Consider the following 22,806-nt stretch of genomic DNA (forward strand, 5'->3'; position numbering starts at 1 on the left):
AGTGTGTTTTAAGCGGCAGGCCGCGGACGGGTGTTGCGGAACTCGATCCGCTTCTTGCCGGTCCCGACCTCGATGATGCGCTTGACGAAGATGCCGGGTGTGTGGATGTGGTCCGGGTCGATCTCGCCGGCCGGCACCAGGTGCTCGACCTCGGCGACGGTGACCTTCGCGGCGGTGGCCATCATCGGATTAAAGTTGCGCGCGGTCTTGCGGTAGACCAGGTTGCCGGCGGTGTCGCCCTTCCAGGCATGGACGATGGCGACGTCGGCGAACAGGCCGCGCTCCATGATGTACTTCTCGCCGTCGAATTCCTTCACTTCCTTGCCCTCGGCGATCAGCGTGCCGACGCCGGTCTTGGTGTAGAAGGCCGGGATTCCGGCGCCGCCGGCGCGGATGCGCTCGGCCAGCGTGCCCTGCGGGTTGAACTCGAGCTCGAGCTCGCCGGCGAGATACTGCTGGGCGAACAGCTTGTTCTCGCCGACATAGGACGAGATCATCTTCTTGATTTGGCGGGTCTCCAGCAGCCGGCTGAGGCCGATGCCGTCGACGCCGGCATTGTTGGAGACGACGGTGAGGCCCTTGACGCCGGACTCGCGGATGGCGTCGGACAGGGTCTCGGCGATGCCGCAGAGGCCGAAGCCGCCCGACATGATCATCATGCCGTCCTTGAGGAGACCATCGAGTGCCGATTTGGCGTCGGGATAAACTTTGTTCATGCAGCGAATACCTGATGGAGGGCGGAACGGCTGTGGCAAAGCGGATTATTAGGCGAAATCTTCGCAATGCGTCAATCACGGCCCGGTGCGGCGACGGGCGGCGGCCGGCGGCAGCAACATGGCCTTGAAAGCGACAAGAAAACCCTTCAAGTTGCGTGGGTTGGCAGGGGCCTCCGGCGAGAGCCCGCTGTGTTCGACGACGACCCGACAAAATTCAACCCGACCCGGATATGTCATTGACGATGGCCCAAGGAATTAAGCGCCTGGGGATGCCGATCGCGGCGCTTTTCGGCCTGGCGCTGGTCGGGCTGGTCGGAACGTCGTGGTTCCTCAACCGGGACGCGCTGCAGCGCGCGGTAGAGGCGCAGATTCGCGCCGTGACCGGGCTCGAGCTCGTCGTCAACGGCCCGATCGACGTCTCGGTTTTTCCGGGCAGCTACGTCTCCTTTCATAATGTCGGGCTGAAGGGCGCCGATACCATCGGTCCCGCCCTGCAGGTCGACGTGCTGACCGCCAATCTGCGCCTGCTGCCGCTGTTGCTGCGGCGGTTCGAGATTGCCGACGTCATGATGCTCCGTCCGCATATCCATGTGGTCCGCGACGGCGCCGGCGAGAGCAACTGGACGCCGTTCGTCGAGACCATCGCCAAGGCGATGACGCCCGGCGCCGAGAATCAGGTGTCGTTCTCCGAAATCCGGATCCAGGACGGCGAGCTGAACTACCAGGACGGCACCAACAACATCTCCGAGCAGCTCGGCGATATCGACCTGTCGCTGGCCTGGCCCTCGATCTCGCGTTCCTTTGCCGCAACCGGCCAGTTCGACTGGCGCGGCGAACGCGTCGACGGCTCGATCAGCGCCAGCGACTTCGTCGCGCTGCTGTCGGGCGACCGCTCCGGCCTGAAGGCACGGCTCGCCAGCGCGCCGCTGAAGGTTGCTTTCGACGGAACCGTCGCCAACCGCACCAGCCTGATGATGGAAGGCGTCGCCACCATGGACAGCCCGTCGCTGCGCAACGCGTTGCGCTGGATGGGACAGGCCCCGCCCGGCGGCGGTGGCGGCTTCGGCCGCTTCGCGCTGAAGGCCCGCGCCAATGTGGTCGGCGGCTCGGTCGCGCTCACCAATGTCAATGTCGAGCTCGACGGCAACGTCGCCGAGGGCGTGATGACCTACGCCAATAACGGCCGGCAGACGCTGCAGGCGACGCTTGCCGCCGGCAATCTCGATTTCACGCCTTACATCTCGACGTTCCGCCTGCTGGCCAGCGGCCAGCGCGACTGGAACAGGCAGCTGTTCGACCTGTCCTCGCTGTCGTCGACCGATCTCGACATGCGCCTGTCGGCGGCCAAGGTCACGGTCGGCCCGTCCAAGCTCGGCCGCACCGCGTTCGGCGCCAATCTGCGCGGCGGCGCGCTGGCGCTCAGCGTCGGCGAGGCGCAGATGTATGGCGGCATCGCCAAGGGCTCGTTCGCGATCGCGCGCTCGGATGCGGTCGCCGACGTCAGGGCGCAATTCCAGTTCACCGATGTCGATCTGCAGGCCTGCGCCAGCGAATTGTTCGGCATCAACAAGCTGTCGGGGCGCGGCAACCTCAACGTCTCGCTGACGGCCTCGGGCTCGAGCCCGTTCGGGCTCGCGTCGTCGCTCGACGGCACCGCGACGCTGAACGGGCATGACGGCGCGATCGCGGGCTTCAATGTCGAGCAGCTGTTGAAGCGGCTGGAGAAGCGGCCGCTGTCCGGCGGCGGCAATTTCCGCTCCGGCTCGACGCCCTACGACAATCTCAGCATCTCGGTGAAATTCGCCGACGGCGTCGCGACCGCTGACGACATTCATGTCGAAAGCCCCACCGCGAAGATCACGCTGACCGGCACGGCCTCGGTGCCGTCGCGCGAATACGATCTCAAGGGCGTCGCCAGCCTGACCTCGGCATCGGCCGGCGGCAACGGTTTCGATCTGCCCTTCGTGATCCAGGGGCCGTGGGACGATCCGCTGATCTTCCCCGATCCGGAAAGCCTGATCCGCCGTTCGCCGGCCTCCGCTCCGCTGCTCGATGCGGTGAAGGATCGCAAGACCCGCGACGCGGTGCGCTCGGTGATCGAGCGCTTCACCGGCGGCGCCGCGCGGCCCGCGGCGGCGCCCGATGCTGCGGCAGGCGCGCCCGGTAACGCACCGGCGGCGTCGGCCGAGAATGCGAAGTCGAACTGATCGAATCCATTCACTTTGCGCATCGATGCACCGGGACCGATCCACGCGCTCGCCGCAAACCCCTACACAAGTCGGCGGCGCGACATCTTTATCGGGTCACGGGCATGCGCTAGTGTTTTCTCCAACCGGTTAAAAAGCCGGCCTCATGAGGGAGAACAACGTGAGATCCAAGGTTATCGGTGCGCTATCAATTGCGGTCGCCGCGGTCGGCCTGTTCGCCGCAACTGCACCCGCTCTCGCCCAGGGCAAGACGATCACCGTCTGGTGGGGCAAGGGATTTTACAAATCCGAAGACGACGCGCTGCTCGAGACGATCAAGAAATTCGAAGCCAAGACCGGCATCAAGGTCGAACTGTCGCAATACGCGATCCAGGACATGATTCCGAAGACGGTCGCCGCGCTCGATTCCGGCACCGTGCCCGACGTCGCCTATTCGGACACCTACGATGTGCAGGCCCAGGGCAAGTGGGCCTTCGAGGGCAAGCTCGAAGACCTCTCGGACATCATGCTGCCGATGAAGGACGCCTTCGCGCCGAACACGCTGGAAGCCGCGCTGCTTTACAACGACGTCACCAAGAAGAAGTCCTATTACGGCTTCCCGCTGAAGCAGCAGAGCATGCACGTCCAGATCTGGGGCGACATGCTGGAGAAGGCCGGCTTCAAGGCCGCCGACATCCCGACCAAGTGGGAGGATTACTGGTCGTTCTGGTGCGACAAGGTGCAGCCGGCGATCCGCAAGGCGACCGGCCAGCGCATCTACGGCGTCGGCCAACCGATGGGCGTGGAATCCACCGACTCGTTCCAGTCGTTCTACACCTTCATGGACGCCTACCACGTCAAGCTGGTCGACGACGACGGCAAGCTGCTGGTCGACGATCCCAAGGTCCGCGACGGATTGATCCACGCGCTGAAGGACTACACCGACACCTACATCAAGGGCTGCACGCCGCCCTCCTCGACGACCTGGAAGGATCCGGACAACAACGTCGCCTTCCACAACAAGACGATCGTGATGACCCACAATTTCACGATCTCGATCGCGGCGAAGTGGTTCGAGGATTCCACCAACCCGGCGCTGACCGACGCGCAGCGCGCCGCCGGCAAGCAGGCCTATGAGCAGGACATCATCACGGCGTCCTTCCCGAAGGCGCCGGACGGCTCGACCATCAAGTACCGCTCCGACGTCAAGACCGGGCTGATCTTCGCCAACGCCAAGAACAAGGCGGAAGGCAAGCAGTTCATCGCGTTCCTGATGCAGGAAGACAATGTGCGGCCCTATGTCGAGGGCGCGCTCGGCCGCTGGTTCCCGGTGACCAAGGCGAGCCAGGCGAGCCCGTTCTGGCAGGCCGACCGGCATCGCAAGGCGGTGTGGAATCAGTTCACCGGCGGCACCGCGCCGTTCGACTTCACCAAGAACTGGAAGTTCACCATCCTGAACAACGAGAACGTCTGGGCCAAGGCCATGAACCGCGTCGTCAGCGAGAAGGTGCCGGTGGACAAGGCCGTCGACGAACTGATCGCCCGCATCAAGCAGGTCGCGGGGTAAGGCAACCGATGATAGTCGCCGCGAGCGTATGCTTTGTCATCCCTGCCGAGTGCGCAGTTGCGCACGGAGCAGGGACCCATACGCCGCGGCGGTCGTTTTGAATGATATTGGTCACCGGCTTTCGTGCAACAACGAAAGCTGGTGGTTATGGGTCCCGGCCTTCGCCGGGACGACGACGTAGGCGACATCGAGTAACCGAATGGCGATCACACTCTCCGCATCCGATGCCCCCTCGCCGCCACTGTCGGCGCGGCTGTCGCCGCCGCAGGTCTGGGGCATCGCGCTGCTCGCGCCCTATCTGCTCGTCTTCCTCGCCTTCGTGGTCTATCCGGTCGGCTACGGCCTGTGGCTGGCGCGCCATCCATCGAGCTATGTCGCGCTCTATCATGACCCGATCTTCGCGCGCGCGGCGGTCAACACGCTGATCTTCCTGGTCATCGGCATCAACATCAAGATGCTGATCGCGCTGTTCCTGTCCGGCTTCTTCGCCCAGCAGCGGCCCTGGATCAGATGGCTGTCCGTCATCTTCATCCTGCCCTGGGCCGTGCCGTCGATCCCGACCATCCTGTCGGTACGCTTCATGCTCAATCCCGAATGGGGCGTGGTCAACCAGCTGATCTTCAAGTTCACCGGCGATGACGGCCCGAACTGGCTGAACGATCCGGCGGTCGCGCTCGCAATGGCGATCGGCGTGCACATCTGGAAGTCGCTGCCGTTCTGGACGCTGATCCTGCTGACCGGACGGCTCGCCATCTCGCACGATCTGTACGAAGCCTCCGACGTCGACGGCGCCAATTGGTGGCAGAAATTCCGCTACATCACCTGGCCGTCGATGCAGACGCTCTACATCACCTGCACGCTGCTCTCGATGATCTGGACGCTGGGCGATTTCAACAGCGTCTATCTGCTCACCGGCGGCGGGCCCGCCGACCTCACCCATGTGCTGTCGACGCTCGGCATCCGCTATCTCAGGCTCGACCAGCTCTCGCTGGCGATGGCCTCGATCGTCTGCGCCATGCCGTTCGTGCTGCCGCTGGTCTATTTCATGATGAAACGGTTGTCGCGATGAAGCTGCCCACCCTCCGCGAAGTCGGCACCGAAGCCAAGCTGCTCCTGATCGGTATCCCGGTCTTCATCTGGACCATGATTCCGATCTACCACATGTTCGTGTTCGCGATCTCGCCGAAGGAGGACGCGTTCACCGGCAAGCTGTGGCCGACGCATCCGACGCTGCACAATTTCTCGATCGTGTTCCACCAGCAGCATTACTTCCTGCGCGACTTCTGGATCCAGTTCTGGAATTCGACCGTGATTGCGCTGGCGGTCGGCGCGCTGACGCTGTTCGTCGCCACCGCCGCCGCGTTCTCGATCTCGCGGCTGCGGGTGCCGGGCGGCCGCGCCGTCATGAACATGGCGCTGTTCACCTATTTCATCCCGGCGGCATTCCTCGCCGTGCCGATGTACCGCACCATGGGCACCTATGGCCTCTTGAACAATCACTGGTCGCTGATCCTGGCGATGGTGACGATCGCGGCGCCCTACGCGATCTGGGTGCTGAAACAGGCCTCAGACAAGCTGCCGGTCGAGCTAGATGAAGCCGCGACGATGGACGGCGCCACCACGCTGCAGCTGTTCCGCCTGGTCTATGTGCCGTTGATGATGCCGTCGCTGGTCGCGGTCGGCACCTATGCGATCCTGCTCGCGTGGAACGAATATCTCTACGCGTTCCTGCTGCTGTCGAGGGACACCGACATCACGCTGCCGGTCGCCCTCGGCAACTTCCTCGCCGCCGACGACTCGCCGTGGGAGCTTCTGATGACCACGGGCTTCATCTACGCGCTGCCGCCGGCCGCGGTCTATTACGCCTTCAAGCGCTACATGGTCGGCGGGCTGACCGCAGGCGCCGTCAAGTCGTAGCTGTTCAAAGCGTTTTCGAGCGAAGTGGACGCCGGTTCGCGTGAAGAAAACGCGTCAGAACTAGAGCGGCGCGGCGCTCTCGCCGCGCGCGCTCGACAGTTTCGAGGCGAACGAGGCGATCACGATGATCACGGCGATCAGCGCGATCACCAGCGTGCAGATCGCGTTGATCTCGGGCTTCACGCCGAGCCGCACTTCCGAGTAGATCCGGATCGGCAGCGTCGCCGAGCCCGGCCCGGTGGTGAAGCTCGCGATCACGACATCGTCGAGCGACAGCGTGAAGGCCAGCATCCACCCCGCCACGATCGCCGGCACGATGAGCGGCAGCGTCACCAGGAGGAACGCCCGCACCGGATCGCAGCCGAGGTCCATCGCGGCCTCTTCCAGGCTGCGGTCGAGCGTGGAGAGGCGCGACTGCACCACGACGGTGACGAAGCACATCGTCAGCGTGGTGTGGGCGATCGTCACCGTCCAGAACCCGCGCTCGGCATTCAGCGCCACGAACAGGAGCAGCAGCGACAGGCCGGAGATCACCTCGGGCATGACCAGCGGCGAATACAGCATGCCGGAGAACAGCGCCCGCCCCCGGAATCGCTCGCCGCGCGCCAGCCCGACTGCCGCCAGCGTGCCGAGCAGTGTCGCCAGCGTCGCCGACGCCGCGGCGACCGACAGGCTCATCCAGGCCGCATCGAGCATGGCGCGGTCGTTGAAGAACTCGCGGTACCAGCGCAGCGACCAGCCGCCCCACACCGTCACCAGCCGCGAGGCGTTGAACGAGTAGATCACGAGGATGACGATCGGCAGATAGAGGAACGCCAGCCCAAGCGCCAGCGACGTCATGTTGAAGCGGGTGAGCCTGGTGACGGTGCGCGCCATCAGCTGTTCGCCTCGAGCTGACGCCGCTGCAGGCGGTCGTAGAGTACGAGCGGCGGCACCAGCAGCAGCAACAGGGCGACCGCTGCGGCCGATGCCACCGGCCAGTCCTTGTTGGTGAAGAACTCGAGCCACAGCGTCTGCCCGATCATCAGCGAGTTGGAACCGGCGAGCAGATCGGGGATCACGAACTCGCCGACAATCGGAATGAAGCAGAGCAGCGCGCCGGCGCCGACGCCGGGCAGCGACAGCGGGAACGTCACCAGCCAGAACGCCTGCAACGGCGAGGCGCCGAGATCGCCCGCGGCCTCCAGCAGCGACGCGTCCATCCTGGAGAGCGTCGCATAGAGCGGCAGGATCATGAACGGCAGGTAGGAATACACGATGCCGAGATACATCGCGCTGTCGGTCGACAGCCAGACCATCGGCGCGGACACGATATGCAGCGCCAGCAGAACCTGGTTGAGCAGGCCGTCATGCTGCAGGATGTTGATCCAGGCATAGATGCGGATCAGGAACGAGGTCCAGAAAGGCACGATGACCAGCATCATCGCCACGCCCTGCCAACGCTGCGGCAATCGCGCCATGCCGTAGGCAATGGGATAACCGATCAGGAGCAGGATCAGCGTCGCGGTTACCGCGACGACGAGGCTGCGCAGATAGGACAGGATGTAGAGATTGTCTGATATCAGCAGGCGGAAATTGTCGAACGACAATTGCGCGAACGCCGCGGCCAGCGCCGCGCGGCCTTCGGTGAAGTCGAACACCGGCGTATAGGGCGGCTGCGCGATCGCGGTCTGCGACAGGCTGATCTTCAGCACGAAGCCGAACGGCACCAGGAAGAACAGCACCATCCACAGATAGGGCGCGATCGCGGCAAACCGCGCCGGCCGGGCGAAGATGCGGCGCGCGCTCATTGTTCGAGCACCAGGCAATCGTCGGCGGTGAACCATGCCACCACGCGCTGGCCGGCGAGATAGGCATCGACATCGAGCCGCGCGGTGTTGGCCATCGACGCGCGCACCACCGCGCCCGTCTCCAGCTTCACCCGGTAGCTCGTCACGCCGCCGAGATAGTTGACGTCGGTGACGACGCCCTCCAGCCGGTTGATCGCCTGCGACGCGCCCCCGTCCGTCGCCGGCGCGCGGCGTGACAGCTTCACCTTCTCGGGGCGGATCGCGACGGCAACGACCTGCCTGGTCACCGGTGGCCACAGCTCGCTGACCGCCAGCCTGCCCGCATCAGGCGTCGCGACCGTCAGGCGCCCATTCTCGCGGGACGTGACCTCGCCGTTGAACAGATTGATGTCGCCGACGAACTCGGCGATCCAGCGCGAGGCCGGCGCCTCGTAGAGATTGCGCGGGGTGGCGACCTGAACCAGACGGCCGGCATCCATCACCCCGATGCGGCCGGCCATCGTCATCGCCTCCTCCTGATCGTGGGTGACGATGATGAAGGTCATGCCGAGCCGGCGCTGCAGCTCCATCAGCTCTCCTTGCGTGCTCTCGCGCAGTTTCTTGTCGAGCGCGGCGAGCGGCTCGTCGAGCAGCAGCACCTGCGGGCGCCGCGCCAGCGAGCGCGCCAGCGCGACGCGCTGCCGCTGTCCGCCGGAGAGCTGGTCGGGCTTGCGCTTCTCCATCCCCTCGAGCTTGACGAGCGCCACCATCTCGGCGACGCGCCCTGCGATGTCGCGGCGCGCCATGCCGGCGCGCTTCAGCCCGAAGGCGATGTTGTCGCGCACCGACAGATGCGGGAACAGCGCGTAGTTCTGGAACATCATGTTGACGGGCCGCTCATGCGGCAGCACCTGCGCGATGTCGCTGCCGCCAAGCAGGATGCGGCCCTCGTCCGGCGTCTCGAAACCGGCGAGCATGCGCAGCAGCGTGGTCTTGCCGCAGCCGCTCGGGCCGAGCAGCGCGAAGAATTCGCCGGCGCGGATATCAAGCGAGAGCTTGTCGACCGCGCGGAAATTGCCGAACGACTTGGCGACACCCTCGATCCGCAGCAGCGGCATGTCCGGGACGGCCGGTTCAGGCAACGGCCTTGCCGCCTCCGCACTCGCTTCGCCCGATGTCACGTCCGTCAGCCCCGATTCCCCGTAAGGTCCAATTCTTGCGGCAAGCTAGCGGTGGATCGCCACCGGCTCAACCGCCTCACGGACATCTCCCGCAATATTGTCGGCGTCGACGCCTCTGCTAGACTTCGCAGCCAAATCCGGGAAGGCAACCGATGATTCACGACCGCTACGGCCTGCCGCTGACGACGAGCTCGGACCGCGCCGCCGCCTATTATGTCGACGGCGTCGATCGCATGCTGGCGGCGCTGCACGGCGCCGATGCGGCGTTCGAGGCGGCGATCGCCGAGGACCCCGATTTCGCATTGGCCCATATCGGCCGTGCCCGCGTGCACCAGCTCAACATGGAAGGCGCCAAGGCCCGCGCCAAGGCGGCCGATGCACGGCAGCTCGCCGCAGCCGCAAGCCCGCGCGAGCGCCAGCACATCGAGATCATCGCGTCCGTGATCGAGGGCCAGGGCAAGAAGGCGATGACGGAAGCCGAACGGCATCTCAACGAATATCCGCGCGATGCGCAGGTGCTGTCGCTGCTGCTCGGCGCCTTCGGCCTCTACGCCTTCTCCGGCCGGCCCGATCATGACGCCGCGCGGCTTGCCGTCTGCGAGCGTTACGCCGGCGACTATGGCGACGATTGGTGGTTCCTCACCTATCTCGGCTGGTCGAAGACCGAGGCCGGCGATGTCGTGTCCGGCCGCGCCATCACCGAGCGCGGCTATGCGCTAAAGCCGGAGAACGCCGGAGCCGCGCACGCCGTCGCGCATGCGCTGTTCGAGCAGGGCGACGCGGCGGAAGGCCGCAGCTTCCTCTCCGCCTGGCTGCCGGCGAATGATCGCACCAGCTTCCTGCAGGGCCATCTCGCCTGGCACCTCGCCTTGATCGCGATCGAGGAAGGCGACGCCGACAGCGCACTCGACATTTACGAGCAGCACATCAAGCCGGCGGGCCGGCCCTATCCGCCGCTCAATATCTACACCGACACGGCCTCGCTGCTGTGGCGGCTGACGGTCGCCGGCAAGACCGGTCTCGAGCAGCACTGGAAGGATGTCGCCGCCTATGGCGACGGCTATTTCCCGAAAGCCGGTGCGCATTTCGCCGACGTGCACCACGCGCTGGTCGCAGCCACGACCAACAGCGGCGCGCTTGAGGCGCGGCTGGTCGAGATGGCGGTGCGCGACGCCGACGGCAGGCTGGCGCCCGGCCCCGCGGCGATCGGGCTCGGCCGCGGCATCGCGGCGTTCGCCGCCGGCGATCACGACGACGCCGTGCGCATCTTTGCGCCGCTGATGCGTGAACTGGTGCGGATCGGCGGCAGCCATGCGCAACGTGAATTGTGGGAGGACACGTTCATCGTCGCATGCCTGCGCGCCGGCCAGGGCCGGCAGGCAACGAGCCTGATCTCGGAGCGGCTGCATCGCCGTCCGTCCCGGCGCGACCTCGCCTGGTCACAGGAGGCTTCCCGGCAATAGCCGCCGTTGCGGTTGGTGACTGCCTCGTCACCGTTCCCGGATGCGCTCCATCCGGACCACGTTGTCGCGCCCACCGAGGGCTCTTCTCCTTCCCCCTGAAAGGGGGAAGGTCGGGATGGGGGTCGGCCACAAGCGACACCGGTTGCATGGAGGCAGGATCCCCACCCGCTTTGCTCTGCGAGCAAAGCGACCTCCCCTTTGCAAGGGGAGGTTTGGGAGCTGCGCTTAGTCCATCTTCGCCATGAACGCCGCAAGCGCGTCGCGATCGGCTTGCGGCATGGTCAGCCCGAGCTTGGAGCGGCGCCACAGGATATCGTCGGGAAACCGCGCCCATTCCTTGCGCATGAGGTAGCGCACCTCGGCGCCGGTCAGTTCGGGTCCGAACGCCGGGCCAAGATCGCCCCTCTCTTTGGCGTCTCCCAAAATGTCCTTCACATTCAGCCCATAGGCAGCCACCAGCCGCCGCGCCTGCGCCTCGCCGAGGAAGCGCCAGCGGTCGCGGGCGATGTCGGCCTCGGTCTCGAAGCGCTGCCACGCGAACTCGCCGCCCGGCAGCGGCGCCGTTGCGGTCCAGCGCGGCGTCATCGGATAAAACCGCGTGAACTCCGACACTGCCCGCTCGGCGCGGCGCCGCGCGGTGGTGACGTCGCCGCCGAAGATCGTGAGCAGCGGCGCCTTGCCGCGCCTGACGTCGAGCAGCGCTGCGCCATCTCTCATGTGCCGGCGCGCGGGCACGACCACGGAATTGGCACCGGAGACGGTCCGCAGCACATCCACTGGGGCGATCTGTTCGCGAAAGTAGCGATTGACGGCGTCGCAGAGATAGGCCTCCTCGCGCACATCAATTGCGACGACCGCCGGATCGCCCTTGAACGGATGACTGACGCTGCCGATCAGGGTGAAGTCGCGCTCGTAGGGACTGGCGAAGATCAGCCGGCCGTCAGGGTTCTGAAACACATAGACGTTGTCGCAGTCGAACAGGCGGCGCACCACGATCTGGCTGATCTGCACGGTCGCAAGCTCTGGCGCGGGCACCCGCAGCACGATGTCGGCGACCGAGGCGGTCCATGCTCCGGTCGCGTTGACCAGCGCCCGCGCCGTGATCACCCGCCGGTAGCCGCGGTCGATCGCGACCAGCCGCCAGGTCTCGCCGCGCTCGGCGCGGGTCACGCGCGCGCCGGTGCGGATATCGGCGCCGCGCGCTGCGGCATCGACGGCGGTGAGCACGACGAGCCGGGAATCGTCGACGACGCAGTCGGAATATTCGAACGCGGTTCCGAACGGCCGCTTCAGCGCATTGCCGACCGGATGGTGGGTGACATCGAGCGTCGCCGAGCGCGGCAGACCGCTGCGCGAAGTCAGCCGTTCGTAGAGCAGCAGCAACGACCGCAACTGCCACGGCGGCCGCTCCTCGGCATGCGCCGGGATCACGAAGCGCACCGGCCGCACCAGATGCGGCGCGATGCGCAGCAACACGTCGCGTTCCCTCAGCGCCCTGCGGACGCGGAAGAACTCCCGCCGTTCCAGCCCGGCCAGATCGCCATGGACCAGCCGCGGCGAAGCCTGCGATGCGCCGGAACCGAGATCGCCCTGCTCCAGCAGGATCACGCGCAGGCCGCGGCCGGCAGCATCACGGGCAATGCTCGTGCCGTTCAGGCCACCGCCGATGATCGCGACGTCGTAGTCCGCCATGCGCAACGCCTATCGCATTTTCATACGAACAAAAGACGGGTTCGCACGAAAATGCGTCAAGGCGCGGCGCTGAACTACATGATGTCTGGGTGAATCACGGCACACGCACCTTCCCGCTTGCCGGGGGCGAGCGTACGCTTGCACGATTTCGGAATATTGGAATAATGCCCCTGAGTTGCCCGACGTGTCAAGTAGCCTGCTCGAACGCCGGCCGCCGGCTACTTTGCATGGGGTTGTTTTCGATATTTTGGCAGCGCTCCTCCTGCGACGGCCCCGCAAGCGGGAGAGGCACATCGTCTTCGCGACGGCTATCCAATCTGACTCCATCACGCTCCAAAGCGCGATGAGATTAGGTTGAATCGCCATCGCGCTTTAGCTCCTTGTTTGAGCATGATCTTTTCGGAAAACCGCTTCGCACTTTTCCGGATCATGCTTTAGTCCGCACCGGCTGCGGCAAAGAACTGTTCCGGCCCGTCGACCTCGATCAGCTTCCTGCCTTCGATCAGCCAGAACCGGTTGGCCACCGTGCGCACGAACTGGCGGTCGTGCGACACCAGGAGGCAGCTGGCCTGCTGTTCCATCAACTCGTCCTCCAGCGCCTCCTGGCCCTCGATGTCGAGGTGGTTGGTCGGCTCGTCGAGCAGATAGAAGTTCGGCTGGGTGAGCCGCAGCACCAGCATGCCGAGGCGGGCCTTCTGCCCGCCCGACAGCCGTCCGATCGGACGGCCCTGCATATCGATCGAGAGCCCGGCGCCGGCGAGCAGGCCGCGCGCACGCTGATCACCGACCGCGAAGCGCCGCGTCAGCATGCGCATCGGCGTGTCTCCATCGGCGAGATCGGCCAGCGCCTGGTCGCAATAGCCAAGCACCAATGACTCGGTGGCCCGGATCTCGGCCGGTGCCGCTCCGGCATTCTCGATCGCCAGCCGCAGCGCCGCGACGAAGCGGGTCTTGCCGGCGCCATTCGGCCCGAGCAGCGCAATCCGGTCGCCCTTGCAGATGAACTGCTGGCCGGTCCTGAACAACAGCCGGCCGTCGGGTGTGGCGATTCCGGCGTTGTCCAAGCTGATCAGGACCTTGGCATGGGTGTCGCGGTTGGCGAGCCGGATCGTTCCGGCCGAGCGTTCCACATGCGCGGGCTTCGCCGTCTCCTCGAGCTTCTCGGCGCGCTGCTTCAATTGCCTGGTCTTCGACAGCAGAAGGTCGCTGCCGGAATTGATGCCGAGATTGTTGAGCTTCGCGGCCTGCTGCCGCAGCTGCCGCACGGCCCTCATGTCGCGCTGATAGCGCCGCTCGTCCGAGGCATCGAATTCGTCGATCGCCGCGCGCGCCGCGGTATAGGACAGCGAGAACAGCTGCGACCGCTCCGGGCGCAGGAACAGCGTCCGGTTGGTCGTCGCATCGAGAAAGGCGCGATCGTGGCTTGCGATCACCACCGGCATCTCGCGCGGCAGCGCGTTCAGCCAGGCCTCAAGCCGGCCGATCTTGGCGAGATCGAGATGGTTGGTCGGCTCGTCGAGCAGCAACACATCGGGCTCGGTCACCAGCACGCGGGCGAGCACCGCAAGCCGCAGCCAGCCGCTGCTCAGCTGCTTCAGCGGCCTGCTCCATAGGTCCTCCGGCACCTCGAGTGATTGCAAGGCGACGTCGACCCGCCAGCCCTCGCTGGCGCGCTGCTCGCCGGAAAGCACCTCGAGCACGGCGGCGTGGAATGGTGTATCCAGCAGTCTTGGCGGCGCATCCTGCTCGACATGGCCGACGGTCAGTCCGCGCGCACGAGTGATATCGCCTTCGTTAGGCTCTATCGCATCTGAGATACAGCGCAGCAGCGTGGACTTGCCGCGGCCATTGGCAGCCACCAGCCCGATGCGGTCGCCGGCATTGATGACAAAATTCAGTTCGGAAAACAGCGGCGCGTTCAGCGTCACGCCGAGATTGCGGACATTGATGAGGGTCACGGTCAATTCTCTGGTCTTGCCGGCAATCACGACACTCCCGGGCTTGCTAGCCATCGGATAGGCGTGTCGAAGCGCGGCGAGGATTGATGTGCGGGCGCGAACGCTCAAGCGTTCGACGCCGCACGGCCACGAAGGGCAGACCAGGAAGGATTTAGCGCGAGTTTCCGGTCAGCCCTGCAAACGCATCTGCAGGGCGTTGACGGGGCCACGCTTGAGGTGGGGATCGGTGTATCTCGCCACGACGCGGCCCTCCTTTCTCGGCTGAAATGATGTGGTGGGCCCAGATGTAACCGGGCATGCAACGGATGGCAAGCACAGCCAGGCCAACCTAACCGGCCCTGCGCACGGTCTCGGCAAGCTGGTCGCCACCGACCAGCACGGCGAATTGACCGATCGGGGCCGGCCTGCCGATCAGATAGCCCTGCACCGCGTCGCAGCCTTCTTCGGCGAGGAAGCCGAGCTGCGCCTCGGTCTCGACGCCTTCGGCGACGATCGACATTTCAAGGCCGTGGCCGAGATCGATGACCGCGCGCACGATCGCGGCCGATTGCGGGTTGCGGCCGAGATTGATGACGAAGGCGCGGTCGATCTTGATCTTGTCGAACGGAAACGCCTGCAGGTAGCTCAGCGAGGAATAGCCGCTGCCGAAATCGTCCATCGAGATGCGCACGCCGAGCGCCTTCAGCCGCCGCAGCAGCGACAGGCCGCGGTCGAAATCCTCGATCAGCACGCCTTCGGTGATTTCGAGCTCGAGCCGGTCGGGCGTGAGCCCGGTCTCGAGCAGGATCGAATGCACGAGGCCGACGAGGTCGCCATGGGTGAATTGCGCCGGCGACAGGTTCACCGCGACCTGCAGCGGGATCGCCCAGGAGGCTGCCTCCCGGCAGGCTTCGCGCAGGATCCATTCACCCATTTCGACGATCAGGCCGCTTTCTTCCGCGAGCGGAATGAAGTCGCCGGGCGGCACGAAGCCGCGCACCGGATGGTGCCAGCGCGCCAGCGCCTCGAAGCCGATGATCTGGCTGGCCGCCACGCTGCCGCCCGCGGCGGCCTGCGGCTGGTAGTAGAGCGACAATTCGCCGTTCTTGATCGCGACCGACAGCTCCTGGTGCAGCACGCGACGATCGCGGATCTGCTGGTCCATCTCCGGTTCGAAGATCGAGATCGTGCCGCGCGACTTCGCCTTGGCGCGAAACAGCGCCGCGCCGGAATTGGCCAGCAGCGAGGCCGCGTCGGATCCGTTGTCCGGGAACACCGCGATCCCCGTGGTGAGGCCGGCCCGCACCGACTTGCCGTCGATCAGGAAATCCTGCCCGAGCGCCTCGGCGGCCTGCTCGGCCAGCGCGATGCCGGCGACCGGCTGCTTGCCGTCGATGATGAGGCCGAATTCGTCGCCGGACAGCCGCGCGACCACGCCGCCGCGCGCCACGGCCTGCAAACGCTGCGCGACCTCGATCAGCACCTTGTCGCCCATCGCATGGCCATAAACGTCGTTGATCTCCTTCAGCCCGTCGAGATCGACGCAGAGCACGGCGAATTCCTCGTCGGTGCCGTCGCAGGCCTCGATCATCTGGGTCAGCGCCTGCAGGAAGGCGGCGCGGTTCGGCAGATCGGTCAGGCCGTCATGATAGGCCATGTGCGCCATCCGCGACTCGGTCTGGCGCCGGTCGGTGACGTCCTCATGAGTCTTGATCAGATATTGCGGCTCGCCGACATCGTCGAGAACGGTCATGCGGCGGGTCAGGAACAGCCGCAGGCCGTCCTTGGTCGAGATCGGATGCTCCTCCGCGATCATGCTGCGCTTCCTGATCGCGGCCTCGTCGCGGGCGATAATCAGCTTGGCTTCACGCGCATTGAAGATGTCGGACGCGGTCAGGCCGGCGGCGTCCTCGCGGCGGCGATTGAGGATCGTCTCGGCGCTGCGGTTGGCCAGGAGGTAGCGGCCGTCGCTGACCCGCTGCACGATCAGCGAGACCGGGATGTTGTCGACCACGAGCTCGAGGAACTTCTTGTTGTTCTCGAGCTCGCGCGACAGCGAGCGGCGGTCGGTGACGTCCTCGAACAGCGCGATCAGGAATTCCGGCTCGCCGGCCTCGTTGCGGGCGATCACGCGGTTGGAGGCGAGGATCCGCTTGTCCGAACCGCGTTCAACGAAGAATTCGCTGCGATGATAGCCTTCCGCCGCGTTCAGCGCCGCGCGGTCGGCGGTATCGATGCTGGCGGCGGTCTCGGGGCGGAAGATCTCGTCGGCGCGCTTGCCCACGATGTGATCGCGCGAGAAGCGCGAGAAGCGCTCGAATGCGCGGTTGGCAAAGATGTAGCGGCCGTCCTCGATGTTCTTGGCCGCGACGCAGACCGGAACGTTGTCGAGCACCGATTCCAGGAACTGCGTGGTCGAGGCGAGCTTGCGCGACAGCTTGCGCTGGTCGGTGCAATCGAGATGGGTCGCGACCGAGCCGCCGTTCGGCAGTGGAAAATACTTCACCAGCACCGACCTGCCGCCGGGCAGCTCGGTAACCAGTCCCTCGGGCGCCGCGGCCCTGGCGAAGAAATCCTCGGCGCTGACGTCGAGCACGCCGCGGTCGCGGCGCAGTTCCAGCAGCTCGACGCCGGTCATGTTGCGCCGGATGTCGGCACGCGACAGGCCGTAGATGTCGAGATAGCGGTCATTGCAGAACACGATGCGCTCCTGCGCATCGGTCATCACCACGCCCTGGTTCAAATGGTTGAGTGCCGACGAGACGAAGGCGTTGCGCCGCAATTGCGCGCGCTTGGCCTTGCGCAGCGCCGAGAGAATCCACAGCCCGACCGCGCCGAAAAACGACGCGACCACCACGCTGCCGATCAGGAGCTCCCAGACCAGGCCGGGATCGAGGCTGCCCAGATAGCTCGACGGCGCGAACGCACCGGTGCCTGCCCGGGCTGCAGCGCACGGCGCGACGGCGGCGATCAGGCAGAGCACGGCCCTTGCCGGAATCGAATTCTTCCCGCCCGCCTGCACCTTCCTGCCAGCCATTGATCACCCGCGGATTTCCGGGGCGAGTGTCCGGCTCCGGCGGTTTGGATCGGGTAAACGCGTACTGATGCAACCAGAAAATGCTGACTTAATTTATGGCAATTGCCCTGACATGATTAATGCTCCACTAACAGGGCAGGCTTCCCAACTATTTGAGATGGCCCAAGCACTTGCCTAATAAGCACTTGCCCAAAGCGACCGGATCGGCTGAACGATGTTGGCAGCGGCGGCCAGGGCGCGGCCGGGCGGAAATTTTCGGACCTGAAGGACGAGATGGACAGGGTTGATTGCGTGATCGTCGGTGCGGGGGTGATCGGCCTCGCCGTGGCGCGGCGGCTGGCACAGGCCGGCCGCGAAGTGATTGTGCTCGAGGAGGCCGAGGGGATCGGCACGGTGACCTCGTCGCGAAACAGCGAGGTGATCCACGCCGGCATCTACTACCGCGCCGGCAGCCTGATGGCGCGGATGTGCGTCAGCGGCAAGCGGGCGCTCTACCGCTACTGCGCCGAGCATGGCATCCCGCACAAGAATTGCGGCAAGCTGATCGTGGCCACCACGCCTGCGGAGACCGAGAAGCTGCAGTCAATCCGCGCGCATGCCGAGGCCAACGGCGTCGACGACATGCAGTTGTTGTCCGGCGAGACGGCGCGCGCCCTGGAGCCGGCGCTGAATTGCGACGCAGCGCTGCTGTCGCCCTCGACCGGGATCATTGACAGCCATGCTTACATGCTGGCGCTGCGCGGTGACGCCGAGGCGGCCGGAGCGGCGTTCGCCTTCCATACGCCGCTGCTCCACGCCACGGCCACCGCCGACGGGTTCGAGATCGAAGCCGGCGGCGTGGCGCCGATGACGCTGGCCTGCGATCTCCTGGTCAATGCCGCCGGACTCGGCGCGACGGCGGTCGCGCGCAACGTCGAGGGCATGCCGATCGAATTGATTCCGACGGCCTATTTGGCCAAGGGCAATTATTTCAGCTGCAGCGCCAGGGCGCCGTTCTCGCGGCTGATCTACCCGGTGCCGGAACCCGGCGGGCTCGGCGTGCACCTGACGCTCGACATGGCCGGTCAGGCGAGGTTCGGGCCCGACGTCCAATGGATCGATCACATCGATTACGCCGTCGACCCTGATCGGGCCGAGCGGTTCTATCCGGCGATCCGGAAATACTGGCCGGCCCTGCCGGACGGCGCGCTGATGCCGAGCTATTCGGGAATCCGCCCCAAGATCGTGCCGCCGGCGGTGGCGACGCAGGACTTCCTGATCCAGGGGCCGGCCGACCACGGCGTCGCGGGCCTGATCAACCTGTTCGGCATCGAATCGCCCGGACTGACGTCATCGCTGGCGGTCGCCGACCATGTCGGCGCGCTGGCGGAACTCTGAGCAAATACGGTAAGGCCTTCCGGGGGATGCGCGCGCACTTGGGCGTTCATCCCTCGGTGAAAGGCCACGCTATTTGCTAATTTGCAGGGGGGCGGTCTAGTGGACCGTGTCGTCGGCGGATAGTCTCAACCGCTCGATTTGATCCTTGACCATCAACTTGCGGCGCTTCAGCTCGCAAATATGCAGGTCGTCTACAGAGGGGTGAACGAGCGCTTCGTGCAGTTCGTTCTCGAGTATTTTGTGTTTACGCTCCAGCTCAATGAGATGGGCCTGTATTGCCATTGCGAACACTCCTCGGTGCGTTAAACCTCAGGTTCGATCCGGACCGCCGAGTGTACACAAGTGGACGCCGCTGTCGATGGGGGACGCGAAATGCCGCACGCACTCATTTCGGTTTATCTGTAACCAATCGTGACTATGGAACCGGTCCGGCTTGCGCGGCGCGCGTTCAAGGAGGATATTCCGGCGAGCGGCGACTTCCGCCGCAACAACCTTATCGTGCTTATCAGTTAATACACAACCATGAACGATCAGGATGAGCGCGAACTAATCGCCGAGCTCGCGCGGCTGCAACAAGAGCACCGCGACCTCGATGCCGCGATCGACGCGCTGCACCAGTCGCCGGCGCCGGATCTCTTGATGCTGCAACGCTTGAAGAAGCGGAAGCTGCAACTGCGCGATCGCATCGCCTTCATCGAAGACCAGATCACGCCCGACATTATTGCCTGACGCGCGCCGCGGCGCGGGCCTTCGCGGTTCGGCGTTCCGGTTCAGGCCGGGCGGGGGTTTTCCCCGTCATCCACAGCGCCTCACAGGCTTCACGTTCGCGGCAACGGAGGCGAGGCGGTTTCTCGGCGCTTGACTCCACATGAACAAAAAGAGAACATATCGGGCCAGCCGCCAGCCATCAGAGGGAGTTTCGCCATGTCCGCACCGCCTTCCCTGCCCGACAACAGCCGCTACGAGAAGGCCTGCGATCAGGCGATCGCGATGTGCGACGGCAACCTGCGCAGCACCATCAAGGCGCTGATCATGGCCAACGAATATCTGGAAGCCGAGCTTGAGGAATTGCAGGCCGCGATCACCGCCGGCTGCGTGCCGGCGCAGACCCGGGCGGCGAGCGACGCCGCCTAGAGCCTCCACTTCGATTGAATCGAAACGGAGGCTCTGGATTCTTGTTTTGACGCGTTTTCTTCACGCGAACCGGTACCCACTTCGCTGGAAACGTTCTAACCCTTCGGGAGCACAGCGATGGCCGATGTGACCTACTACGTGGCACTGCCCTTCATGCAGGACGACGACGGCACGCCGGTCGCCGGCAATGCCGAGGAATGTCAGAGCTCGGCGGTCGCGTTGCGCCGCGCGGAGACCATGTCGCGGATGCCCGGCAGCATCGGCGCCGTCGCGTTCAGCCGCACCGGCGATCCCGCGATCGGTGAATTCGGCGATGCCAAATTGTTGCGTGCCTACGGCAACGTGCCGGAGGATCTCAGCGCGCTATAATTCTCGGGATTCGTGGCGCCGCTGCGCCTTGCGCACATACATCGCGCGGTCGGCCTCATCGAGCACGCGATCGATATCCGAATGCGCGGTGAGGATCGCGACGCCCGCGGAGGCGCCTGCGGTGACCTGGCTGTTACGAAACATGAAGGTCAACCGATCGATCGCCTCTTCCAGCGCAGCCGCCTTGGCGCGGGCATCGATCTCGCTGAGATTCCACAGCAGCACGGCGAACTCGTCACCGCCGAGACGGCCGATCACATCGGAAGCGCGCACCTGATCCGATATCGCGGCAACGATCGCCTTCAGCACCTCGTCGCCCGCCGCGTGGCCGAAGGCATCGTTGATCGGCTTGAGGCGATCGACGTCGAGCACGATCAGCGCACCGGAGGCCTGATAGCGCTTGATGAACGAGAGCGAACGGGCGAGCTCGCGCTCGAAGCCGCGCCGGTTCAGGATGTCGAGCAGGAAGTCGGTCTCGGCGGAGGCCTGCAGCTCCTCGATCCGGGCCTGCGCCCGCGCCAGCTGCGCCCGCAAGCTGCGGATGGTCGATTTGTCGCCGGATGCGACCGCGCCTCGCGTGGCAGCTCCGGTTCCAGCCCGTTTGGTTCCAGCCCGCTTGGCTGCAGTCTTGCCCGGCCTGGATTTGCGCGCGGCGGGCGCGCCTTTCCGTCGTTTCGCGGCCCCGGAGGCGGCCGCCGTCGTCTTCTTCTTCATGCGCATCCTTGTTGAGGCCTGCTTATGAAGGCTTGCCGGGATTCACCAAGACAGGATAGTCCATTCTAACTCCCTTGCCACGCCTTGGATGACGCCCGGGCCGTCCCTATAATCGGCCTATGCTTTTGGATTCCTGCACAGAATTGAAGAGATGACCGCTCCGATCGCCATCATCATGGGAAGTCAGTCCGACTGGGAAACCATGCGCCATGCCGCCGAGACGCTGGCTGCGCTCGGCGTGGCCTGCGAAACGCGCATCGTTTCGGCCCACCGCACCCCGGATCGGCTCTATGCCTTTGCCAAGGGCGCCAAGGCAGCCGGCCACAAGGTGATCATTGCCGGCGCCGGCGGCGCCGCCCATTTGCCGGGCATGACGGCCGCGCTGACCGAGCTCCCGGTGTTCGGGGTTCCCGTCGAGTCGAAGGCGCTGTCGGGCGTCGATTCGCTCTATTCGATCGTGCAGATGCCGGCCGGCGTCCCGGTCGGGACGCTGGCGATCGGCAAGGCCGGCGCGATCAATGCCGCGTTGCTCGCGGCGAGCGTGCTCGCACTCAACGATCCGGCTCTGTCGGCCCGCCTTGCGGCCTGGCGCAAGCAGCAGACCGACGCGGTCAATGAGCATCCGGAGGGCGCGGCGTGACGGCTTCGAACGCAGTGAAGCTGAAGCCGGGCGACACCATTGGAATCCTCGGCGGCGGACAATTGGGCCGGATGCTGGCGATGGCGGCAGCGCGCCTCGGGCTCCGCTGCCAGGTGTTTTCGCCGGATCCGGACTCCCCGGCGTTCGACGTGGTGCAGAACGCGACCTGCGCGGAATATGCCGACGTCGAGGCGCTCGAACTGTTCGCCAACGATGTCGACGTCGTCACCTATGAATTCGAGAATGTCCCGGCCGCAACCGCGATGGTGCTCGCCGCGCGGCGCCCGGTGCTGCCGGCCTACAAGATCCTGGAGACCACGCAGGACCGGCTGATCGAGAAGGATTTTGTCAGCAAGCTCGGCATCGGCACTGCCGACTACGCCGACGTGTCCTCGGTCGACACGCTGCGCACGGCAATCGAGCGGATCGGCCTGCCCGCGGTGATCAAGACCCGCCGCTTCGGCTATGACGGCAAGGGCCAGGCCATCATCCGCGACGGCGACGACCTCGAACAGGTCTGGGAGGACCTCGGCACCAAGTCGGCCATCCTCGAGGCCTTCGTGCCGTTCGAGCGTGAGATCTCGGTGATCGCGGCCCGCTCCGCTTCCGGCGAAGTCGAATGCTTCGACGTCACCGAGAACGAGCATCGCGACCACATCCTGAAAATTTCCCGCGCGCCGGCCGCAATCCCCGATGAGCTTGCCGCACAGGCGCGCGCGATCGCCGAAAAGATCGCCTCGGCGCTCGACTATGTCGGCGTGCTCGCGGTGGAAATGTTCGCGGTGCCCGGCAACGGCAGCAAGGCGACGGTGCTGGTCAATGAGATCGCGCCGCGCGTGCACAATTCCGGTCACTGGACGCTCGACGGCGCCTCGATCTCACAGTTCGAGCAGCACATCCGCGCGATCGCCGGCTGGCCGCTGGGCAAGCCGGTGCGCCACGGCGAGGTCGTCATGACCAACCTGATCGGCGACGACATCCTGAGCTACGAGCAGTGGCTCACCGTTCCCGGCGCCACGGTGCATCTGTACGGCAAGGGCACGCCGCGTCCCGGCCGCAAGATGGGACACGTCACCGAAGTGACGCCGGCCCGCAAGCGATAATTTC

The 22,806-nt window shown here is 65.5% G+C and carries 20 protein-coding genes; 11 read left to right on the forward strand and 9 right to left on the reverse strand.

What is annotated here, in order from left to right:
• Positions 1-8: 8 nt before the first annotated feature.
• Complete coding sequence (locus ACVWY5_RS33540; RefSeq protein ID WP_028336014.1) at positions 9-716, reverse strand: CoA transferase subunit A; 708 nt, start codon at positions 714-716, stop codon at positions 9-11.
• A gap of 242 nt (positions 717-958) precedes the next feature.
• Between ACVWY5_RS33540 and ACVWY5_RS33545 the strand changes: the two genes are divergently transcribed.
• From ACVWY5_RS33545 to ACVWY5_RS33560, 4 genes are all read left to right on the forward strand, one after another.
• Entirely contained in the window at positions 959-2,923 is a 1,965-nt protein-coding gene (locus ACVWY5_RS33545; RefSeq protein WP_028336013.1) for an AsmA family protein, read from the forward strand.
• A gap of 160 nt (positions 2,924-3,083) precedes the next feature.
• Positions 3,084-4,469: an extracellular solute-binding protein gene (locus ACVWY5_RS33550; protein ID WP_028336012.1), complete on the forward strand. Its 1,386-nt coding sequence runs from the start codon at positions 3,084-3,086 to the stop codon at positions 4,467-4,469.
• Between the two features lie 199 nt (positions 4,470-4,668).
• Positions 4,669-5,538, forward strand: a complete 870-nt coding sequence (locus ACVWY5_RS33555; protein WP_028336011.1) for a carbohydrate ABC transporter permease — start codon at positions 4,669-4,671, stop codon at positions 5,536-5,538.
• Complete coding sequence (locus ACVWY5_RS33560) at positions 5,535-6,386, forward strand: carbohydrate ABC transporter permease (protein ID WP_028336010.1); 852 nt, start codon at positions 5,535-5,537, stop codon at positions 6,384-6,386. The genes ACVWY5_RS33555 and ACVWY5_RS33560 overlap by 4 nt, the downstream gene beginning before the upstream one ends.
• 60 nt (positions 6,387-6,446) lie before the next feature.
• On the opposite strand, the gene ACVWY5_RS33565 is transcribed toward ACVWY5_RS33560, so the two are convergent.
• The 3 genes from ACVWY5_RS33565 to ACVWY5_RS33575 are packed head-to-tail and all read right to left on the reverse strand — an operon-like array spanning position 6,447 to position 9,345.
• Positions 6,447-7,262, reverse strand: coding sequence for an ABC transporter permease (locus ACVWY5_RS33565; protein ID WP_028336009.1), 816 nt, complete (start codon positions 7,260-7,262; stop codon positions 6,447-6,449).
• The gene (locus ACVWY5_RS33570) at positions 7,262-8,176 is read right to left on the reverse strand and encodes an ABC transporter permease (RefSeq protein ID WP_028336008.1); all 915 of its coding nucleotides are present in this window, start codon (positions 8,174-8,176) and stop codon (positions 7,262-7,264) included. The genes ACVWY5_RS33565 and ACVWY5_RS33570 overlap by 1 nt, the downstream gene beginning before the upstream one ends.
• Positions 8,173-9,345, reverse strand: a complete 1,173-nt coding sequence (locus tag ACVWY5_RS33575; protein WP_028336007.1) for an ABC transporter ATP-binding protein — start codon at positions 9,343-9,345, stop codon at positions 8,173-8,175. The genes ACVWY5_RS33570 and ACVWY5_RS33575 overlap by 4 nt, the downstream gene beginning before the upstream one ends.
• 224 nt (positions 9,346-9,569) lie before the next feature.
• Here ACVWY5_RS33575 and ACVWY5_RS33580 point away from each other — a divergent pair, with 224 nt between their 5' ends.
• Positions 9,570-10,799, forward strand: a complete 1,230-nt coding sequence (locus ACVWY5_RS33580; RefSeq protein ID WP_080667167.1) for a tetratricopeptide repeat protein — start codon at positions 9,570-9,572, stop codon at positions 10,797-10,799.
• A 225-nt stretch (positions 10,800-11,024) separates the two neighbouring features.
• On the opposite strand, the gene ACVWY5_RS33585 is transcribed toward ACVWY5_RS33580, so the two are convergent.
• The 3 genes from ACVWY5_RS33585 to ACVWY5_RS33595 all read right to left on the reverse strand — a co-directional run bounded on the left by ACVWY5_RS33585 (position 11,025) and on the right by ACVWY5_RS33595 (position 17,465).
• Positions 11,025-12,491 (reverse strand): glycerol-3-phosphate dehydrogenase, encoded by a 1,467-nt coding sequence (locus ACVWY5_RS33585; RefSeq protein ID WP_028336005.1) that lies wholly within the window; start codon positions 12,489-12,491, stop codon positions 11,025-11,027.
• 434 nt (positions 12,492-12,925) lie between these two features.
• On the reverse strand, positions 12,926-14,503 hold the full coding sequence (locus ACVWY5_RS33590) for an ABC-F family ATP-binding cassette domain-containing protein (RefSeq protein WP_321176926.1): 1,578 nt from the start codon (positions 14,501-14,503) through the stop codon (positions 12,926-12,928).
• A gap of 274 nt (positions 14,504-14,777) precedes the next feature.
• Positions 14,778-17,465, reverse strand: coding sequence for an EAL domain-containing protein (locus tag ACVWY5_RS33595; RefSeq protein ID WP_028336003.1), 2,688 nt, complete (start codon positions 17,463-17,465; stop codon positions 14,778-14,780).
• A gap of 273 nt (positions 17,466-17,738) precedes the next feature.
• Here ACVWY5_RS33595 and ACVWY5_RS33600 point away from each other — a divergent pair, with 273 nt between their 5' ends.
• Positions 17,739-18,842: an NAD(P)/FAD-dependent oxidoreductase gene (locus tag ACVWY5_RS33600; protein ID WP_028336002.1), complete on the forward strand. Its 1,104-nt coding sequence runs from the start codon at positions 17,739-17,741 to the stop codon at positions 18,840-18,842.
• A 96-nt stretch (positions 18,843-18,938) separates the two neighbouring features.
• Here ACVWY5_RS33600 and ACVWY5_RS33605 read toward each other — a convergent pair whose 3' ends face one another.
• Entirely contained in the window at positions 18,939-19,124 is a 186-nt protein-coding gene (locus tag ACVWY5_RS33605; RefSeq protein WP_016847370.1) for a YdcH family protein, read from the reverse strand.
• Between the two features lie 240 nt (positions 19,125-19,364).
• Here ACVWY5_RS33605 and ACVWY5_RS33610 point away from each other — a divergent pair, with 240 nt between their 5' ends.
• From ACVWY5_RS33610 to ACVWY5_RS33620, 3 genes are all read left to right on the forward strand, one after another.
• On the forward strand, positions 19,365-19,571 hold the full coding sequence (locus tag ACVWY5_RS33610) for a YdcH family protein (RefSeq protein WP_016847372.1): 207 nt from the start codon (positions 19,365-19,367) through the stop codon (positions 19,569-19,571).
• 195 nt (positions 19,572-19,766) lie between these two features.
• Entirely contained in the window at positions 19,767-19,976 is a 210-nt protein-coding gene (locus ACVWY5_RS33615) for a hypothetical protein (RefSeq protein ID WP_028336001.1), read from the forward strand.
• A 117-nt stretch (positions 19,977-20,093) separates the two neighbouring features.
• Positions 20,094-20,345: a hypothetical protein gene (locus ACVWY5_RS33620; RefSeq protein WP_018268738.1), complete on the forward strand. Its 252-nt coding sequence runs from the start codon at positions 20,094-20,096 to the stop codon at positions 20,343-20,345.
• On the opposite strand, the gene ACVWY5_RS33625 is transcribed toward ACVWY5_RS33620, so the two are convergent.
• Complete coding sequence (locus tag ACVWY5_RS33625; RefSeq protein WP_028336000.1) at positions 20,340-21,065, reverse strand: GGDEF domain-containing protein; 726 nt, start codon at positions 21,063-21,065, stop codon at positions 20,340-20,342. The two genes, ACVWY5_RS33620 and ACVWY5_RS33625, sit on opposite strands and share 6 nt — an antisense overlap.
• Positions 21,066-21,210: 145 nt before the next feature.
• Between ACVWY5_RS33625 and purE the strand changes: the two genes are divergently transcribed.
• Both purE and ACVWY5_RS33635 read left to right on the forward strand, forming a co-directional pair.
• Positions 21,211-21,699, forward strand: coding sequence for a 5-(carboxyamino)imidazole ribonucleotide mutase (gene purE / locus ACVWY5_RS33630; protein ID WP_028335999.1), 489 nt, complete (start codon positions 21,211-21,213; stop codon positions 21,697-21,699).
• Positions 21,696-22,802 carry a 5-(carboxyamino)imidazole ribonucleotide synthase gene (locus ACVWY5_RS33635; RefSeq protein WP_028335998.1) on the forward strand — a complete coding sequence of 369 codons (1,107 nt, stop codon included), beginning with the start codon at positions 21,696-21,698 and terminating at the stop codon, positions 22,800-22,802. Before purE ends, ACVWY5_RS33635 begins: the two co-directional genes overlap by 4 nt.
• Positions 22,803-22,806 lie beyond the last annotated feature (4 nt).

This window comes from Bradyrhizobium sp. USDA 3256, from assembly GCF_054058275.1.

Bases quoted from the DNA above. Each gene is read 5' to 3' on its own strand.
- ACVWY5_RS33605 (WP_016847370.1), bottom strand. From the start codon at position 19,124: ATGGCAATACAGGCCCATCTCATTGAGCTGGAGCGTAAACACAAAATA.
- ACVWY5_RS33555 (WP_028336011.1), top strand. From the start codon at position 4,669: ATGGCGATCACACTCTCCGCATCCGATGCCCCCTCGCCGCCACTGTCG.
- ACVWY5_RS33600 (WP_028336002.1), top strand. From the start codon at position 17,739: ATGGACAGGGTTGATTGCGTGATCGTCGGTGCGGGGGTGATCGGCCTC.
- ACVWY5_RS33570 (WP_028336008.1), bottom strand. From the start codon at position 8,176: ATGAGCGCGCGCCGCATCTTCGCCCGGCCGGCGCGGTTTGCCGCGATC.
- ACVWY5_RS33610 (WP_016847372.1), top strand. From the start codon at position 19,365: ATGAACGATCAGGATGAGCGCGAACTAATCGCCGAGCTCGCGCGGCTG.
- ACVWY5_RS33585 (WP_028336005.1), bottom strand. From the start codon at position 12,491: ATGGCGGACTACGACGTCGCGATCATCGGCGGTGGCCTGAACGGCACG.
- ACVWY5_RS33590 (WP_321176926.1), bottom strand. From the start codon at position 14,503: ATGGCTAGCAAGCCCGGGAGTGTCGTGATTGCCGGCAAGACCAGAGAA.
- ACVWY5_RS33565 (WP_028336009.1), bottom strand. From the start codon at position 7,262: ATGGCGCGCACCGTCACCAGGCTCACCCGCTTCAACATGACGTCGCTG.
- ACVWY5_RS33580 (WP_080667167.1), top strand. From the start codon at position 9,570: ATGCTGGCGGCGCTGCACGGCGCCGATGCGGCGTTCGAGGCGGCGATC.
- ACVWY5_RS33595 (WP_028336003.1), bottom strand. From the start codon at position 17,465: ATGGCTGGCAGGAAGGTGCAGGCGGGCGGGAAGAATTCGATTCCGGCA.
- ACVWY5_RS33615 (WP_028336001.1), top strand. From the start codon at position 19,767: ATGTCCGCACCGCCTTCCCTGCCCGACAACAGCCGCTACGAGAAGGCC.
- ACVWY5_RS33625 (WP_028336000.1), bottom strand. From the start codon at position 21,065: ATGCGCATGAAGAAGAAGACGACGGCGGCCGCCTCCGGGGCCGCGAAA.
- purE (WP_028335999.1), top strand. From the start codon at position 21,211: ATGACCGCTCCGATCGCCATCATCATGGGAAGTCAGTCCGACTGGGAA.
- ACVWY5_RS33545 (WP_028336013.1), top strand. From the start codon at position 959: ATGGCCCAAGGAATTAAGCGCCTGGGGATGCCGATCGCGGCGCTTTTC.
- ACVWY5_RS33560 (WP_028336010.1), top strand. From the start codon at position 5,535: ATGAAGCTGCCCACCCTCCGCGAAGTCGGCACCGAAGCCAAGCTGCTC.
- ACVWY5_RS33540 (WP_028336014.1), bottom strand. From the start codon at position 716: ATGAACAAAGTTTATCCCGACGCCAAATCGGCACTCGATGGTCTCCTC.
- ACVWY5_RS33620 (WP_018268738.1), top strand. From the start codon at position 20,094: ATGGCCGATGTGACCTACTACGTGGCACTGCCCTTCATGCAGGACGAC.